A 14764-nucleotide genomic window follows, 5' to 3' on the forward strand; every position below is an offset into this window, starting at 1 on the left:
ATAAATTCTGAAAGCGCTTGCCTATAGTGAAGAATAATATTAAAATTATATTTGTGAAGTATTTTGCAATTTGTACAAAAATATAAATTAACGGGAGGTTATTTATGAAAATTGAGGCTATCGTGGGTTCTAATAAGAAATTATCCTACAATCGTAAATTATTGCAATTTATGAAAAACCATTTTGCTGACGATGAAATAAATATTAATGAGGTCAAGGATTTTCCGATGTTCAACGAAAACTATCCAGCTGGTGAAGAGGATCACGATCCTGAGCTAGTTACAGAGTTAGCTAAGAGAATTGAAGCGGCAGATGCTGTTATTATCGGTTGTCCAGAATACAATCACTCAGTTCCATCAGCACTAAAGAGTGCTATCGAATGGTTATCATATCGTATTCATCCACTACATGGCAAACCAGTCATGATCGTGGGTGCATCAATTCATCCTCAAGGTTCCTCTCGTTCGCAAACGCACTTGCGTGAAATTTTAGATTCACCAGGTGTTTTTGCAGAAGTATTTCCTGGAAATGAATTCTTCTTGGGAACAGCTAAGAAGGCATTTGATAATGACGGTGAATTAATTAATCAGGGGACAGTTGGTTTCTTGGAACAATGTTTCACTGGATTCAAAAAATACGCAGAAGAAATTAATGATTTCAAAAAGGTTAAATAATTCAGGAAGGAAGAATACTCTATGAAACTTGTTGCTATTGTCGGAACAAATGCTGACTTTTCATATAATCGTAAATTACTAGAATATATGAAGTGGCATTTTAGAAACGCCGCCGAGATCGAATTACTAGAAGTAAAACAATTACCACCATTTAATGAAGACTTACCTTACAGTGAACAGACTGAGGTTTGGAGATTTAATAACAAGGTTAATACCGCTGATGGTGTCATCATTGCAACGCCAGAGTATGATCATTCAATCCCTGCTGCCTTAAAGAGTGGGTTGGAATGGTTGTCGTACAAGCACACAACAATGAAGGAAAAACCAGTCATGATCGTGGGTGTTTCTTATGGAACACAAGGAACATCACGTGCACAACAACAATTGCGTCAAATGTTACTATCACCTGATTTGAATTCAGATGTACTTCCTGGTAGTGAAGTCTTGATTGGCAATGCCGCAAAGACCTTTGACAAAAATGGTTTTGTGACAGATATTAATGTTGTTCATAACTTGGAAGACAGTTTTGCAGCATTCAATAAATTTGTAAGATCAAATATGCGTTATCTAGAAGAGGGAGACGATAATATGACAGAACCACATATCAGTAGCGAAGCAAAAGTTCAATTCCGTACCGGTAGTTTGAAGGTTAAAGAGATTCAACAAATCTTTAATACATTACCATTTGAAATTGACTTTATCGATGATACAGATCACTTCGCATATTACTCAGATAAACCAAACCGTGAGCACGTTCGTTATCCAAACGAAATCGGTGAAACTGTAGAAGAATGTCACCCACCAAAGGCTTTGCCAGGTGTTAGAGCTATCTTGGATGCATTCAAACTTGGTACGAAAGATCACGTTGAGCGTTGTCTACCATTGAATGGACACAAGGTATGGATCAACTACTTTGCTGTTCGTGATGAGAATGGCAGATACTTAGGAACAATGGAATTCACTGGAAACGTGGGTCACCTTGTTAACCTAGTTAAAGATGGCAAGTTCGATGGCTTCCCAGATGCCACATCAGGTGCTTCAAAGCATGATGATGACGGAGAAGCAACTGGACCAGCTGCTTCAGCAGATGCAGAAGCTGACGCTACAACCGGCGCTTCAGAGCATGATGAAGAAAAAGAAGATAAGACTGAATAATTATGATAGATGATTTAGCACAACATCGTGTCGATAAATCCGGTTATGCGTTGGGGACAACTATTAACCTGACCACTTTTGGTACGATCGATGATCAAGGCGTCAATGAGGCTTTTAAGTTAATTCAATCATATGAAGATTCATTGACAGTCAATCGCAGTCATTCAGAAGTTATGGCGATCAATCATGCTGCCGGAGTGGAAGCTGTTCAAGTTTCCAGTGCAACGTATGATTTGGTTAAAACAGCGATCGAGTACAGTCGTCAGAACTTTGGCTTTAATACGACGATCGGTCCATTGGTTAAATTATGGAAGATCGGCTTCGTTGGTGCCAATATTCCCAGTGATGATGCTATCAAAGAGCGAATGAAGATTATTAGTCCTGATGATGTCGAGTTAAGTGACAATCAGATGTCGGTTTTCTTGAAGAAGTCAGGGATGGAATTAGATCTTGGCGGTATCGCCAAAGGCTATATTGCAGATAGGATTCGTGACTTGTGGCGTGCTATGGGTATTGCCAGTGGCATTATTGATCTCGGTGGCAATATTCTCTTTGTCGGCCAGAGCCCAACTCATGATGATAAGCATTGGATCGTTGGTGTGCAAGATCCTACTAGTAGCCGTGGTGAAACAATTGGCAATGTCCGCATTGGTGAATGTTCCGCTGTTACAACTGGAATCTATGAACGTTATTTAGAGATCAATGGTAAGAAGTATCATCATGTTATTGACCCAAGAACTGGATATCCCCTGGACACTGATTTAGCAGGTGTAACGGTCTTTGTAAAGAATTCAATCGAAGGTGAACTAGAAGCTAAGCGTCTATTCTTTGCTGGAGGTCCGATCCCTGATTGGGGAGTTGGCAATGATGACATATATGGTGCCGTCTTGATTTACAAAGATGGCAGTTTCACTACTATTGACGTTAGTATAATATGATTTTACAAAAGTACATCTTTAGTTAGATGTGCTTTTTTGCTATCGTTATAACGATAAGAATGTATAATAAAAACTGAAAGAATATTAGTTCAATGAGTTACTTCACTCTTTAAGGAGTATTTGAAAATGAAAACTAGAGATGAAAAAGTTAAAGCAATGATGGATCAAATCAGTACAGCGTATTCTGATCCGGATGTTAAGAAGAGCGCTGATGCTAAAAAGATTCTTCTTGATTCAGCGAAGGAATTAGAGAAATCGGAGGATGTTGATCTAGTTTCGACTAGATTGTGTAAGAAGATTGCGACTTATTGCTTCTCACATCCAAAGGAACCACTGCGAGCTTTGGTTGTATTGCATGATCAGGTTAAACATTATGCCGTGAAGTATGATACTACAGCGTTGACGGCTATGTTGGCGGGTACTGTGTGGTTCTAAAAAACTGGATTCAGATATAATTCTGAATCCAGTTTTTTTAGTTCTCGAAATGTTCAACGGCACTTTTTAAGGCATCGCAAAGGTCGTAATATAATTCATCTTTACCCCATTCAAAAAAGCGATTGGAGTCAGTAGTATCTAATAGTGCCAAAGCAGCCTTGACTTTTAAATCGTCCCCAAAGTAATTGATACGGGAGTTTTCTGAGATAAGGATCTTTAGAACCTCACCAGATGCTAAATCGTGTCGTTCAATACCCATTTTTGCCATTCGGATTCTCCATTTATTTTTTTGCCGATTTAACGACATAATTAAAATTTCGTGTTTTTAGAGATATTGAACGGATTTTTTTAAAGTACTGCATAATTTGATGTATGAGTCATATTCCTCTTGAGTCGTGTAGTCCAAGTCGGATAATGAATTTACCAGTGCAATAGCAGCTTTGAGGCGTAATTCATTGGTAAAATTATTCTGGCCTGTGGCGTGGATCATTAACTGATCATCATTAATAATGTCGTGATTGATGATTTCTAACGTGTGCATGAAAAAAACTCCTTTGATATAAGTTCTGAATTAAGTTATACCTTGTAATTATTGGTATAATTTAAATTACGAGAAAAATATTAAAATGAACTTCGAAAGGAATAAAAAATGTATCCACAATTAAATTTAGACAGTGCTACAGGCACAAAAGTTACTATCAAAACAAATCATGGTGACATCAAGATTCAATTATTTGATGAGCTGGTACCTAAGACAGTTAAGAACTTCGTTGAATTGGCTAAGAAAGATTATTACAACGGTGTTATTTTTCATCGTGTAATTCCTGACTTCATGATTCAAGGTGGAGACCCAACTGGAACTGGTATGGGTGGAGAAAGTATTTATGGTGATGCCTTTGAAGATGAATTCTCAAGTGAATTGTTCAACTTAGATGGTGCACTATCAATGGCTAATGCTGGTCCTAATACTAACGGCAGTCAATTCTTTATCGTTTCAAACCAAAACATGCCTAAGCGTATGATCAAGCAAATGGCTCCTGCAGGTTATCCTGAAGAGATCATTGCTGCATACAAGAACGGTGGTACACCTTGGTTGGATCATAGACACACGGTTTTTGGTCAAGTTATTGATGGTATGGATGTTGTTAGAGAAATCGCCAAAGTAAAGCGTGACCGTAATGATAAGCCTAATGAAGATGTTGTTATGGAAAGTGTTGAAGTAGCTGAATAAATTTTTACGTAAATAAAAATCGTTCCCAATTCTAATTTGAATTGAGGACGATTTTTTAGTTTAGATCTTGTGGTGCACTTTTGGCAGCGTGTTTGAGTAAAAATGGAGCGATCAAGGTTGTTAAAATAACCGCTGCGATGATTGCTGAATAGTAATCAGAAGAAATCAATTTGGATTGGTAACCGATTTGTGCGATGATCAAAGCCATTTCTCCACGAGATACCATGCCGGCACCAACCATGTAAGACTCGTTCATGCTGAATTTGGACACGCGAGCACCTAGTCCAGCACCGAATAACTTGGAAATAATTGCGACAAGAGTTAGAACAACGATGAACCAAAGGTCGTGTTCAATTCCATTCAAGGTCATATTCAAGCCAATACTTACGAAGAAGACAGGGATGAAGATGGCATATCCGATCGGTTCGATACTACGATCGACTTCATCACGGACTTTGGTTTGTGAGATGGCGATTCCGGCGAAGAAGGCCCCAACAACTGAACTTAATCCGATTAAATCAGCAATGTATGCCATACCGAAGCAGAGAATCATTGCCATAATAGTTGGGCCGACAGGAATGAATAACTTTTCACCAATTTTGGCCATGTATGGCGCTACAAATTTAACCACGAAGTAAATAGCGACGAAGTAAATTATTTGTTCAGCAAATGTTATTAGCAGAGATGGTCCACCTGAAGAATTTTTTCCTCCTCCAAGTAAGCTAACCATAACACTTAAGATGATAACCGCCAGAATATCGTCAACGACGGCGGCACCGAGAATCGTTGCACCAGCTTTGCCATTCAAGACGTCGAGTTCTTTCAAAACAGCTACAGAGATCGAAACTGAAGTTGCAGCAAAAATAACACTTAGAAATAAGCTCTCGGTAGCATTCATATGAAACATTGTTCCGACACCGTATGTTAATACGACTGGCACGATAACGCCTAGAATAGCGACTAGAAAACTAGGCTTGAGATATTTCTTTAACAACTGCATATCGCTCTCGATCCCAGCGATGAACATTAGAATGATTACACCCATTTCTGAGAAAACATGAATGAACTCAGTTGGTTTGACCCAATTGAGTATTGCTGGACCTAAGATGATACCGACTAGCAGTTGTCCGATGACCGCTGGAACGCCGATTCTTGATGAATAGTGACCAACGATAGTTGTTGTGATCAAGATTAGAACTAAAATTCCTAAAAAAACCATAAATTATATTTCTCCTTCAAGTGGATTAAAAAAAGCCCCAAAATAATCCTCCTCACACCCCTGAGAAGGAATTACCTTGAAGCTTTCGCCAACCGATCAATCATATTTTTAATTTATAATATGATAACATACTGGATTTGTTGCTGTATAGTCAGTTGCATGAATCTTATTCTGAGTCTAGTCCATTTTTGGAATATGCATAGATGAATATTCCTAAGCACACTATTAACCAAATAACCAAGACACTGACGTCTTTAAAATTAATATTGTAATTATTTGTCATGGAGTGGAGCACGAAATCATTTAGCATCCCAGGATAAGTGAAGGACATGATATTCTCAATAGTCTTGTTAAAAGACTGAAACATCGGTGTTAGAGTGAAGAGCAGCATTATTGGCATGCTTAGATTGCCAGCTTGCATTTGACTATTTGAATAAATACCAATTACGTAACCAATTATAATGCTTATCAAAGCTGTGACAGTCGTATAGAGCAAGTAAATTGGCCAGTCTATTTTTCCTACTGGTACACCGGCGATGGGAATCAAAACTATATTGATTATTACTGTTATAAGGAGCGAAGGTAATATACTCCCAATAATGAATTCCACACTACTAACAGAAGATGTCATCAGAACTCTGAGCGTGTTTTTCTCTTTTTCTTCAGACAGTGGGTAGCTGCCCATCATAATTCCACCCATGATGTTGTTAAATGATAAGCCCATCCCTAGCAGATATGCACCTGTAGCAACGGCGCTGGGCATGGCTATTTTCATTAAAAGCACGAAGCCGATTGAAAGTATGGGTGCTACCATGATGGACATATTTGTAAACATTGATTGTATTTTTAATTCAAAAATTGCACTGATTTTTCTAATTGATAAGTTCAAACTAATTCCCTCCCTGTAACTTCTAAAAAGACTGTTTCCAATGTTGGTTCGCATGAATGAATCGTTACCAATTCATTACTTTCCATCCACCAGTTGATCTTTTGTGTAGTTTCCACTGACTGCGATAGCGTCAATTCCTCATTATTTTTCAAAAGGACTTTGTAGCGTTTTTTCTTATTATGATTCAATCTTATTTCTCTGGGAGTACCAGTTTCGACGATTTTTCCGTCGTTTAGTAGTGCTAGCTGATCACATAACTTGTCAGCTTCTTCCATATTGTGAGTTGTCAAAAAGACTGCAGTACCTTCATCTCTTAATTCAGTGATCAACTTATGAATTGCAATCTGTGTACTTGGATCAAGTCCGCTGGTTGGCTCATCTAGAAACAATACTTTAGGTTTGTGGAGTACTGCTCTAGCTAGTATTAGTCTTTGCCGCATTCCTTGAGAGAGTTTGCCGGCTTTTTTGTTTTTGTCATTAAATAATCCAACTCTGGTTAGGATTTCGTTGATGTATGATTTATTAACGTTTAATAGGCGGGCAAATATTTCTAAATTCTTGTAGACGGATAACTTGTCATACAGTCCGCTATTATGGGTCACTATTCCGATTTGTTCATAAATATTCTCATTAATTTTATTAACCGAGGTATTGAGAACGGACGCATTTCCGCCACTTTGCTTCATTTGGCCGGTCAGAATTTTAATGGTGGTGGTTTTTCCGGCACCGGATGGTCCTAAGAAACCAAAAATCTCACCTCGTTTAATAGAAAAACTTAAATCTTTTAGAGCAACTTGCTCTTTAAAGTGTTTTGATAAGTGCTCAACACTTATCACTGTTTGTTGATTCATTATTTTCTCCCTTGCTTTGATTACGAGATTAATCTTAGGAGAAAACTTGCTCTTTGCCTTAAAAAATCGCTGAACTGTGGCCAGCAGACGCCGAGTTGTGCTTTAAATGATCGTTATGATTCGATAAGTTGGCGCAGTTCCTCTACTTTTGCACGTGAGAGTGGGAGTTTTTCTTTAGCAGGTCGTTTCAATATCAGGGTATAACTATTTCTCGAGTAACTGATGAGTTCAGATATTTGTTGTAGGTTTACCAAGTAAGAACGATGGCATCTGAAGAATCCAAAATGTGTCAATTTGTTTTCTAATTCATTCATAGTTAGGTTGGAAGGATAATAGTCATCGCCAATACGAATATTGCTTACCGAATTGATACTCTCGATAAAATCTATTTCATTAGGGCTGAAGTAGATGGTTTTGTCAGCCATCTTACAAGCGACCTTGAAGACCTTGCTAGGGTGAAACTCCTTGGTATTTGCAGATTCTTCAGCAGTACTTTCATCTTCAACTTCGATTTTTTCCAATCCAGTAGCACCGTTATAACGATAGAAGTCTTTACACAATAGTAGAAGCTCTTCTATATAGAATGATGAGAATAGGATGGTAATGTTTTGGGATCGTAAGTAGTCGACTGCCTTCAAATACAATTTGATACCATCATCGTTAGCGTTAATTAGAGGACTTTCAATTAATAATAACTTCGGAGAGAGAATGAACATTCTAAACAAACTGACACGCTTTTTTTGATTCGGTGTCAGTTGATTGATTTTTGTTTGCCAGATGTCTTGAAGTGAGAAGTGTTCGATATGTTGGTTGATGTCGTCTTGGTAATTAGCTATTTTTTTGAAAGTTTTTATATATCTGGCGACGGTCATTTTTTCGTAGAGTCCATCTTCGTTTAATTCAGAAATTATCGAGGTGGTTTGATATTCGATATTTCCACTAGAGACTGTTGTTTGACCGGTTATTAGGTCGAATAATTGTCTTGTTTCTTCTGGGCTCATTTTGATACCGATTTGACTTCCAGAATTGATGGTCAGATTAATGTTTTTGAGTGTAATAACTCCGTCGTCTTGTTTCAAAACATCTTTTAATGTAATTAATGGCATGATAATTTCTCACTTTCGTAAACTTTACACAAACAATACATTAAGTATATAAGAAATATACATTTATTCCCTAATATTAAGGACACATAGGAGGAAAAGAATTGAAAACAAAATATTTTAAGCAATTTTTAGCTTTGGTTGGACTAGCTTTGATGGCAGTTGTATTCGCAGGCTGTTCATCAACTTCTAAGACTTCAGCCAATTCAGTAACACACATTACCTACTGGCACGTTAACGCTCAAACCCAAGGTGGTGCGACTGTTGATGAACTAGTTAAAGAATTCAACAAGACTCACAAGAATATTAAGGTTACCGCTAAGTACAATCCAAATATGTATAAAGGATTGATGCAAAACCTTCAATCTGCTCAAGCTTCAGGTAAGGTTCCTGATGTTACTCAAGTAGGTTGGGCTTATGACAATTACTTCGCTAGCAATTTCAAATACATGACACCAACTGATGCCGCTAAGAAGTTCGATGGGAATGACAAATTTATTACTGATCATTTCACAACTAAGACTCTGTCATTCGCTAAGGATGCTAGCAAGAAGCTAGTCGGGTTACCTTATTCATTGAGTACACCAGTCTTATTCATTAATAAGGATCTATTGAAGCAATACAATGTTGATGTTAAATCATTAGACACTTGGGAAGGTGTACAAAAAGCTGCTAAGAGTATCAATGAACAAAGTGGCAAGTATGGATTGTACATCCAAGAACCAGGTGATACATGGGCACAACAAGCCATTATGTTGAGTAATGGTGCTGATATTCAAAAGGGTGGTAAGCTGCATTTGCCAGTGAAAATGGTGAAGGTGCATACAAGCTTTATCAAGAAATGGTTACAGACAAGACAGCTCTTCATACACCTTGGGCACAAGGTATGGATTCATTCGTTAAGGGTGACGTTGCCATGGCATTCACAACAATTGCTCAAGCATCGCATATCAAGAAGGGTGCCAGCTTTAATGCTGGTGCTATCATTGCTCCACACTTCGAAGGTCACAAGACTACTGTTCCAGTTGGTGGTTCAATGTTGGCTATTACTGCGCAAGACTCTACGCAACAAAAAGCTGCATGGGAATTTGAGAAGTTCATGTTCAAAGCTAGTTCATCAGTTACTTGGAGCAAAGGTACAGGATACTTACCTCCAACTAAGGATGCTCTAGAATCAAAAGAATTCAAAGACTATGTTGGTGAAAATCCAATGCTTGTTCCAGCTGTTGATACTCTGGACAAGGCAATTCCATGGACTTCATTCCCTAAGAATGGTTTACAAGCAGAACAAGCAATGATCGATGCCCGTGATAAGATTTTATCTGGTAGTGATATTTCATCTACATTGAAATCAGTACAGGAAAAGATCAATGCACAACAATAAAAAAATTCTACCGTTTTTATATTTAATGCCCACGGGAATTTTATTAACTATCTTTATGATTATTCCAATTATTTATACTTTCTATTTGAGTTTCTTTGATTGGAATTTGATTGCTCCAACCAAGGACTTTGTGGGGATGAGAAACTACATTGAAGTTTTCACTGATCCAGTTAATCAAAAGGTGTTAATGAATACTTTCTTCTATATTATCTTATTGCTAGTTTTGAACTTTATAGTTCCGTATGTAATTTCTTTGGTAGTTAAGTTCTTTATCAAACGAATGCAAGGAGCATATAAAATCATCTTCTTTATCCCTAGTTTGTTCTCTTTGGTGGTTGGAGCGATGATCTTTTCTTGGCTTTTGAATCCAGTTTCTGGACCAGTAGCGTTTTTATTCAGGGAAAGCGGCTTTGTTCTTCCAAACTGGACTAATTCAGGTGGACTGGCAATCATAGTAATATGCTTGATTACTAATTGGAAGGTTTTTGGATATAACTTCATCTTGCTATTAACAGGATTAGGTTCAATACCAAAGAACATCGTAGATGCTACAACGGTCGATCGAATCCCTAAGTGGCGCATGATTTGGAATATTGTTCTGCCAATGAATAAGAGCATTGCTATCTATGTATTGATTTTAACTATTGTGCAAGGACTGCAATATGTTTTTACACCAATCAATGTTATTACGACTGGTGGTCCATACTACGGATCTTCTAATGTTTTGTATCATACATATTTGAACGCGTTTGTTCTATATAAGACAGGTAACGCATCCGCTCTTGCCATTACAACATTTTTGATTTTCTTAGTACTGCTCTACTTAGAGATCAAATTTGTGGAAGGCAGGTCGAGGTATGAGTAATAAGAAGAATGCATTGTGGCATTTGCCATTGATAATTATCGGAATTATCGCATTGCTACCAGTAATCTTTATGATTTCTAATTCATTTAAGACGTTACAAGAATCGTATCAGTCGATTCTAAGTGTGATTCCGAACAAACCTACTATAGATAATTACACTACCTTGAATCATCAAGTTAACTTGGTTCGTTTAGTTTGGAATACATTTTTTATGGCAACATTGGTTACGGTAGGTAAGTTATTCACTGGTCTGTTGGCTGCCTACGCCTTTCGGTACTATCAATTCAAACATAAGAACCTAATTTATCTTTTGTTTGTTGCGACGATTTTTGTACCATTCACTATTGTGATGATTCCTAATTATCTAGTAATAGCTAAGTTGAATCTTCTGAATAGTGTAATTGGAGTTGCGCTACCACAATTATGTGATGCAACAGGTATTATGATTTTTTTGAAAACGATGGAGAAGATTCCCGGAAGTCTATTTGATTCATTAAAGATAGACAATATTCCGAACCGTCGAATTTTCTTTAATATTGTTTTACCAATTTTGAAACCAAGTATTATCAGTGTTGGTGCCATGTTCTTTATTAACTCATGGAATGAATATGTTTGGCCCACATTGATCTTGAAGGACAAGAGTAGTTTTACTTTGCCGTTAGCACTTCAAAACTATATTTCTAGTGAAGGTGGGACTAACTTTCCATTAGCTATGGCATTGTCATCGATCATGATTGTTGTACCATTGATAATCTATTTGATTTTCCAACGTTATATTTTGAATAGCATCAGCAATAGCGGACTGAAGTAAGGGGTAAAGAATGAACGATAATAACGCAACTATTGAATTAAAAAAAGTTACCAAAGAATTTAAGAGTACCAAAGTTATTGACCAGCTAGATTTAGAAGTTGCGGCTGGGGAATTCTTAGTCTTACTGGGTCCGTCTGGATGTGGTAAATCTACCACATTACGAATGATTGCTGGTCTTGAAACAGCGAGTGATGGTGAAGTTTTAATCGATGGCGACGACTTAAAAAAGAAGGCAAGTGACGGACACACTATAGCAATGGTTTTCCAAGATTACGCTTTGTATCCAAATATGACCGTCTACCAAAACCTAGAATATGCCTTGAAGGTTCATAAAGTCGCCAAAGATGAAAGACAGAAACGTTTAACTTCTATTTTAGAAACTTTGAATTTATCTGATTACAAGGATCGTCTACCGTCAGAATTATCCGGTGGTCAGAAACAACGTGTTGCTCTGGGCAGGGGTATGGCTAAAAAAAGTAAGATATTTCTTTTAGATGAGCCATTATCCAATATCGATGTCCAATTACGAGAAAAAGCACGTGATGAGATTCAAAGTTTACATGATAAGAATAAGCAGACTATTGTTTATGTAACTCATGACCAGCTTGAAGCCATGGCATTGGGTGATCGTATTGCTGTAATGAATGATGGAATTATTCAAATGATCGATACTCCAGAGAATATTTACAAGAATCCAACTAATCTATTTGTGGCTAAGTTTATCGGAACTCCGCAAATAAATGTTTTACCAGTTACTTATAAGGACAATTACTTGTATCTAGGTGAACATAAATTGGTGGAAATCAGTAAATCTTCGAAGATTCAAACACAAACAAACTATCTATTAGGTGTTCGTCCAGAGCATATTAAAGTTTCCAAGGAATCTGGAGACGGATTTGTAACTGAAGCTGAAGTTACTAAAGTTGTCGATTATGGCAAGTTCACACAAGTAACTCTTAAACTCACGAGTACTAATATTATTAAAGCAGTGATAAAAGATTTGAATTGTATTATTGGTGACAAGGTCTTTATCCAAGTAGAAGAGAAGACCAGTATTATTTTTGACATTGATTCTCAAAAAAATATTTATTGGGATAGGGTTTAACTTTGAAAAATAATAAGTTAAAGATAGTTCAAATAACTGATACTCATTTAACCCCGAGGGATGCGACACCTGCTAATCATCAACGTGTGGATCCCTACATTAAACTACAAAATGTTTTTCAAGATGTAGAATTGATGCCTGAGAGACCAGACATGATTGTTATTAGTGGGGATTTAGTTCATGAGGGCGTGGAGTTCGATTACCAAAAACTAAGGGATATAGTGGATTATCAGAGTAAGAGACTCCACATACCAATTTACGTGATATTGGGTAATCACGATCGGACTAAGGCCTTCTATCGAGGTTACTTGGAAGAAGAGCCACAGGATAAGTACTATTACAGTATTGCAACAGGGTTATGCGATATTTATTTCATTGATAGTACTTATGGCAATATTGAACAGGGATATATCAGTCAGGAACAATTGGATTGGTTGGATAGATCGATTCGGTCTTCAGATAAGATGTCGTTGATATTTATGCATCATCCGATTGATGGTCCAGCAGTGACACATATGCGTTACAGTATTTTGCAAAATGGAGAAGAACTGTTAAAGATTGTTCGTGGCAGTAATGTCAAAGCTATTTTTTCAGGTCATATTCATTTTCCAACAGAATTTAATCGTGAAAACATCTTATGCAGTACAGCTGATTCAAGTGCTTATCACATTAATTGTGACAATCATAATAATCATTTAGTAATGGATGCGACTAGTTACAGCATTATCACCGTTGAAAATGAAAAGGTCGGTGTAGAGACTAGATCGTTATTGATTCATGATGAAATCATCAATCAAGTACCAATTGATAATACTGATTTTGTCGATTCCAGTTTGTTTGAATAAATTAGGACAGTGTCTTTTTGGACACTGTCTATTTGTTTTGATACAAAAAATTGAATAAATAGCTTGCCTTGAAGTTAACTTCAGGGTTTATGATGCAGTTACTGATTGAGATATATCAGCTTTAAACCTATGAAGAAGGTATTCAAATGACACAATTAACAGAAACTTTTAAATTATCAAATGATGTAGCAATCCCCCAAGTAGCGTTTGGAACATGGCAAATTCCAGCAAGCAAGGCACACAAAGCAGTACTCGATGCCTTAACCGTTGGTTATCGTCATATTGACACGGCGTTGGCATATGCTAACGAAAAAGAAGTTGGACAGGCCGTTAGAGATTCAGGTATCGATCGTAGTGAGATATTTGTAACCTCTAAATTACCTGGAGAGACCAAAACATATGATGGAGCCCTAAGAGATTTCAATACGACCATGAATAATCTCGATATCGATTATCTAGATTTGTACTTAGTACACGCTCCATGGCCATGGGGACAAATGGGTTCTAATTACGATAAGGAGAATCTAGATGTATGGCGTGCAATGGAGGAAATCTATCAAACTGGTCGTGTTAAGGCGATTGGTGTATCTAACTTTAACGTTCATGATTTACAAAATGTAATGAATGTCGCAAAGGTAAAGCCTATGGTTGATCAGATTCAATATTATGTTGGCTATACTGAACCCAAGATCACTAAGTTTTCGAAGGATAACAATATCTTGGTAGAGGCATATTCACCATTAGCAACGGGTGGATTAGTTAATAATGCTGATATTAATACAATTGCCAAGAAATATGATGTCAGTGTTCCACAATTGGCAATTAAGTTTGTTATTCAAAACGGAGTATTACCTTTGCCAAAGGCAACGCAGCTTCCACATATTGAGGCTAATGCTAAGTTGGACTTTATTATTAGTGATGAAGATATGAAGACGTTGAATCAAATGCCAGATACTGCACCAATGGCATTCCATAATCCTACACAAGAGTAATTACTTGGGCATTCCTTATTAGGGATGCCTTTTTGTTTGGTCATATGTGGCTTGAGTAGTAGTATGTGTACGTTGTTGCGTAAAAGTCCATTATTTCTACCCTTAGAGAAATTGAAGTAATAGATGGAATATGAATTATTGACATACTATAGTAGAGTTTTGTACAATGTTCTTTGAAGTCGCAATCAGAAACAACTACTTTTCACATTCTTTTCAATAAAAATGAAAAAACTTTTAAAAAGTACTTGCAATGATGATAATCAACTA

Annotated in this window: 17 protein-coding genes and 1 pseudogene; 12 read left to right on the forward strand and 6 right to left on the reverse strand. The window is 37.1% G+C overall.

The features are described from left to right. Nucleotides 1–104 precede the first annotated feature (104 nt). The 4 genes from JCM14932_RS13305 (at nt 105) to JCM14932_RS13320 (ending at nt 3202) form a co-directional block, all read left to right on the forward strand. Nucleotides 105–674, forward strand: coding sequence for an NADPH-dependent FMN reductase (locus JCM14932_RS13305; RefSeq protein WP_025025289.1), 570 nt, complete (start codon nt 105–107; stop codon nt 672–674). A 21-nt stretch (nt 675–695) separates the two neighbouring features. Next, nucleotides 696–1829: an NAD(P)H-dependent oxidoreductase gene (locus JCM14932_RS13310; RefSeq protein WP_025025290.1), complete on the forward strand. Its 1134-nt coding sequence runs from the start codon at nt 696–698 to the stop codon at nt 1827–1829. A gap of 2 nt (nt 1830–1831) precedes the next feature. Beyond that, the gene (locus JCM14932_RS13315; RefSeq protein WP_025025291.1) at nt 1832–2767 is read left to right on the forward strand and encodes an FAD:protein FMN transferase; all 936 of its coding nucleotides are present in this window, start codon (nt 1832–1834) and stop codon (nt 2765–2767) included. Between the two features lie 126 nt (nt 2768–2893). Beyond that, entirely contained in the window at nt 2894–3202 is a 309-nt protein-coding gene (locus JCM14932_RS13320) for a bacteriocin immunity protein (protein ID WP_025025292.1), read from the forward strand. Nucleotides 3203–3239: 37 nt separating this feature from the next. Here JCM14932_RS13320 and JCM14932_RS13325 read toward each other — a convergent pair whose 3' ends face one another. Next, a complete protein-coding gene (locus tag JCM14932_RS13325; RefSeq protein WP_025025293.1) occupies nt 3240–3470 on the reverse strand; it encodes a hypothetical protein in 231 nt (76 codons plus the stop codon). A 57-nt stretch (nt 3471–3527) separates the two neighbouring features. Next, the gene (locus tag JCM14932_RS13330; RefSeq protein ID WP_025025294.1) at nt 3528–3743 is read right to left on the reverse strand and encodes a hypothetical protein; all 216 of its coding nucleotides are present in this window, start codon (nt 3741–3743) and stop codon (nt 3528–3530) included. A 108-nt stretch (nt 3744–3851) separates the two neighbouring features. On the opposite strand from JCM14932_RS13330, the gene JCM14932_RS13335 reads away from it, so the two are divergent. Continuing rightward, nucleotides 3852–4433 carry a peptidylprolyl isomerase gene (locus JCM14932_RS13335; RefSeq protein WP_025025295.1) on the forward strand — a complete coding sequence of 194 codons (582 nt, stop codon included), beginning with the start codon at nt 3852–3854 and terminating at the stop codon, nt 4431–4433. A 55-nt stretch (nt 4434–4488) separates the two neighbouring features. Here the strand turns inward: JCM14932_RS13335 and JCM14932_RS13340 are convergent, their stop codons facing one another. From JCM14932_RS13340 to JCM14932_RS13355, 4 genes are all read right to left on the reverse strand, one after another. Beyond that, nucleotides 4489–5652 carry a cation:proton antiporter gene (locus JCM14932_RS13340; protein ID WP_025025296.1) on the reverse strand — a complete coding sequence of 388 codons (1164 nt, stop codon included), beginning with the start codon at nt 5650–5652 and terminating at the stop codon, nt 4489–4491. A gap of 166 nt (nt 5653–5818) precedes the next feature. Beyond that, nucleotides 5819–6541 carry an ABC transporter permease gene (locus JCM14932_RS13345; protein ID WP_025025297.1) on the reverse strand — a complete coding sequence of 241 codons (723 nt, stop codon included), beginning with the start codon at nt 6539–6541 and terminating at the stop codon, nt 5819–5821. Further along, the gene (locus JCM14932_RS13350) at nt 6538–7392 is read right to left on the reverse strand and encodes an ABC transporter ATP-binding protein (RefSeq protein WP_025025298.1); all 855 of its coding nucleotides are present in this window, start codon (nt 7390–7392) and stop codon (nt 6538–6540) included. Before JCM14932_RS13350 ends, JCM14932_RS13345 begins: the two co-directional genes overlap by 4 nt. 113 nt (nt 7393–7505) lie before the next feature. Further along, nucleotides 7506–8498, reverse strand: a complete 993-nt coding sequence (locus JCM14932_RS13355; RefSeq protein WP_025025299.1) for a LytTR family transcriptional regulator DNA-binding domain-containing protein — start codon at nt 8496–8498, stop codon at nt 7506–7508. 152 nt (nt 8499–8650) lie between these two features. Between JCM14932_RS13355 and JCM14932_RS17525 the strand changes: the two are divergent. The 7 genes and pseudogenes from JCM14932_RS17525 to JCM14932_RS13385 form a co-directional block, all read left to right on the forward strand. Next, nucleotides 8651–9208, forward strand: a pseudogene (locus JCM14932_RS17525) (extracellular solute-binding protein); the annotation flags it as partial. Nucleotides 9209–9336: 128 nt separating this feature from the next. Continuing rightward, nucleotides 9337–9879 (forward strand): extracellular solute-binding protein, encoded by a 543-nt coding sequence (locus JCM14932_RS17530; protein ID WP_268870382.1) that lies wholly within the window; start codon nt 9337–9339, stop codon nt 9877–9879. Then, on the forward strand, nt 9866–10744 hold the full coding sequence (locus JCM14932_RS13365) for a carbohydrate ABC transporter permease (RefSeq protein ID WP_025025300.1): 879 nt from the start codon (nt 9866–9868) through the stop codon (nt 10742–10744). The genes JCM14932_RS17530 and JCM14932_RS13365 overlap by 14 nt, the downstream gene beginning before the upstream one ends. Further along, entirely contained in the window at nt 10737–11555 is an 819-nt protein-coding gene (locus tag JCM14932_RS13370; protein ID WP_025025301.1) for a carbohydrate ABC transporter permease, read from the forward strand. The genes JCM14932_RS13365 and JCM14932_RS13370 overlap by 8 nt, the downstream gene beginning before the upstream one ends. Before the next feature lie 10 nt (nt 11556–11565). Beyond that, on the forward strand, nt 11566–12660 hold the full coding sequence (locus JCM14932_RS13375) for an ABC transporter ATP-binding protein (RefSeq protein ID WP_025025302.1): 1095 nt from the start codon (nt 11566–11568) through the stop codon (nt 12658–12660). A gap of 2 nt (nt 12661–12662) precedes the next feature. After that, nucleotides 12663–13505: a metallophosphoesterase family protein gene (locus tag JCM14932_RS13380; RefSeq protein ID WP_025025303.1), complete on the forward strand. Its 843-nt coding sequence runs from the start codon at nt 12663–12665 to the stop codon at nt 13503–13505. A 146-nt stretch (nt 13506–13651) separates the two neighbouring features. After that, nucleotides 13652–14497 (forward strand): aldo/keto reductase, encoded by an 846-nt coding sequence (locus JCM14932_RS13385; RefSeq protein WP_025025304.1) that lies wholly within the window; start codon nt 13652–13654, stop codon nt 14495–14497. The last annotated feature ends 267 nt before the right edge of the window (nt 14498–14764 follow it).

The organism is Companilactobacillus nodensis DSM 19682 = JCM 14932 = NBRC 107160 (genome assembly GCF_000615905.1).
In the GTDB taxonomy this organism is placed as follows: domain Bacteria; phylum Bacillota; class Bacilli; order Lactobacillales; family Lactobacillaceae; genus Companilactobacillus; species Companilactobacillus nodensis.

What these genes read in the sequence shown, in the direction of transcription:
- JCM14932_RS13320 (WP_025025292.1), top strand. Translation starts at nt 2,894, where the DNA reads ATGAAAACTAGAGATGAAAAAGTTAAAGCAATGATGGATCAAATCAGT.
- JCM14932_RS13310 (WP_025025290.1), top strand. Translation starts at nt 696, where the DNA reads ATGAAACTTGTTGCTATTGTCGGAACAAATGCTGACTTTTCATATAAT.
- JCM14932_RS13305 (WP_025025289.1), top strand. Translation starts at nt 105, where the DNA reads ATGAAAATTGAGGCTATCGTGGGTTCTAATAAGAAATTATCCTACAAT.
- JCM14932_RS13315 (WP_025025291.1), top strand. Translation starts at nt 1,832, where the DNA reads ATGATAGATGATTTAGCACAACATCGTGTCGATAAATCCGGTTATGCG.
- JCM14932_RS13375 (WP_025025302.1), top strand. Translation starts at nt 11,566, where the DNA reads ATGAACGATAATAACGCAACTATTGAATTAAAAAAAGTTACCAAAGAA.
- JCM14932_RS13325 (WP_025025293.1), bottom strand. Translation starts at nt 3,470, where the DNA reads ATGGCAAAAATGGGTATTGAACGACACGATTTAGCATCTGGTGAGGTT.
- JCM14932_RS13365 (WP_025025300.1), top strand. Translation starts at nt 9,866, where the DNA reads ATGCACAACAATAAAAAAATTCTACCGTTTTTATATTTAATGCCCACG.
- JCM14932_RS13340 (WP_025025296.1), bottom strand. Translation starts at nt 5,652, where the DNA reads ATGGTTTTTTTAGGAATTTTAGTTCTAATCTTGATCACAACAACTATC.
- JCM14932_RS17530 (WP_268870382.1), top strand. Translation starts at nt 9,337, where the DNA reads ATGGTTACAGACAAGACAGCTCTTCATACACCTTGGGCACAAGGTATG.
- JCM14932_RS13385 (WP_025025304.1), top strand. Translation starts at nt 13,652, where the DNA reads ATGACACAATTAACAGAAACTTTTAAATTATCAAATGATGTAGCAATC.
- JCM14932_RS13335 (WP_025025295.1), top strand. Translation starts at nt 3,852, where the DNA reads ATGTATCCACAATTAAATTTAGACAGTGCTACAGGCACAAAAGTTACT.
- JCM14932_RS13330 (WP_025025294.1), bottom strand. Translation starts at nt 3,743, where the DNA reads ATGCACACGTTAGAAATCATCAATCACGACATTATTAATGATGATCAG.
- JCM14932_RS13355 (WP_025025299.1), bottom strand. Translation starts at nt 8,498, where the DNA reads ATGCCATTAATTACATTAAAAGATGTTTTGAAACAAGACGACGGAGTT.
- JCM14932_RS13350 (WP_025025298.1), bottom strand. Translation starts at nt 7,392, where the DNA reads ATGAATCAACAAACAGTGATAAGTGTTGAGCACTTATCAAAACACTTT.
- JCM14932_RS13370 (WP_025025301.1), top strand. Translation starts at nt 10,737, where the DNA reads ATGAGTAATAAGAAGAATGCATTGTGGCATTTGCCATTGATAATTATC.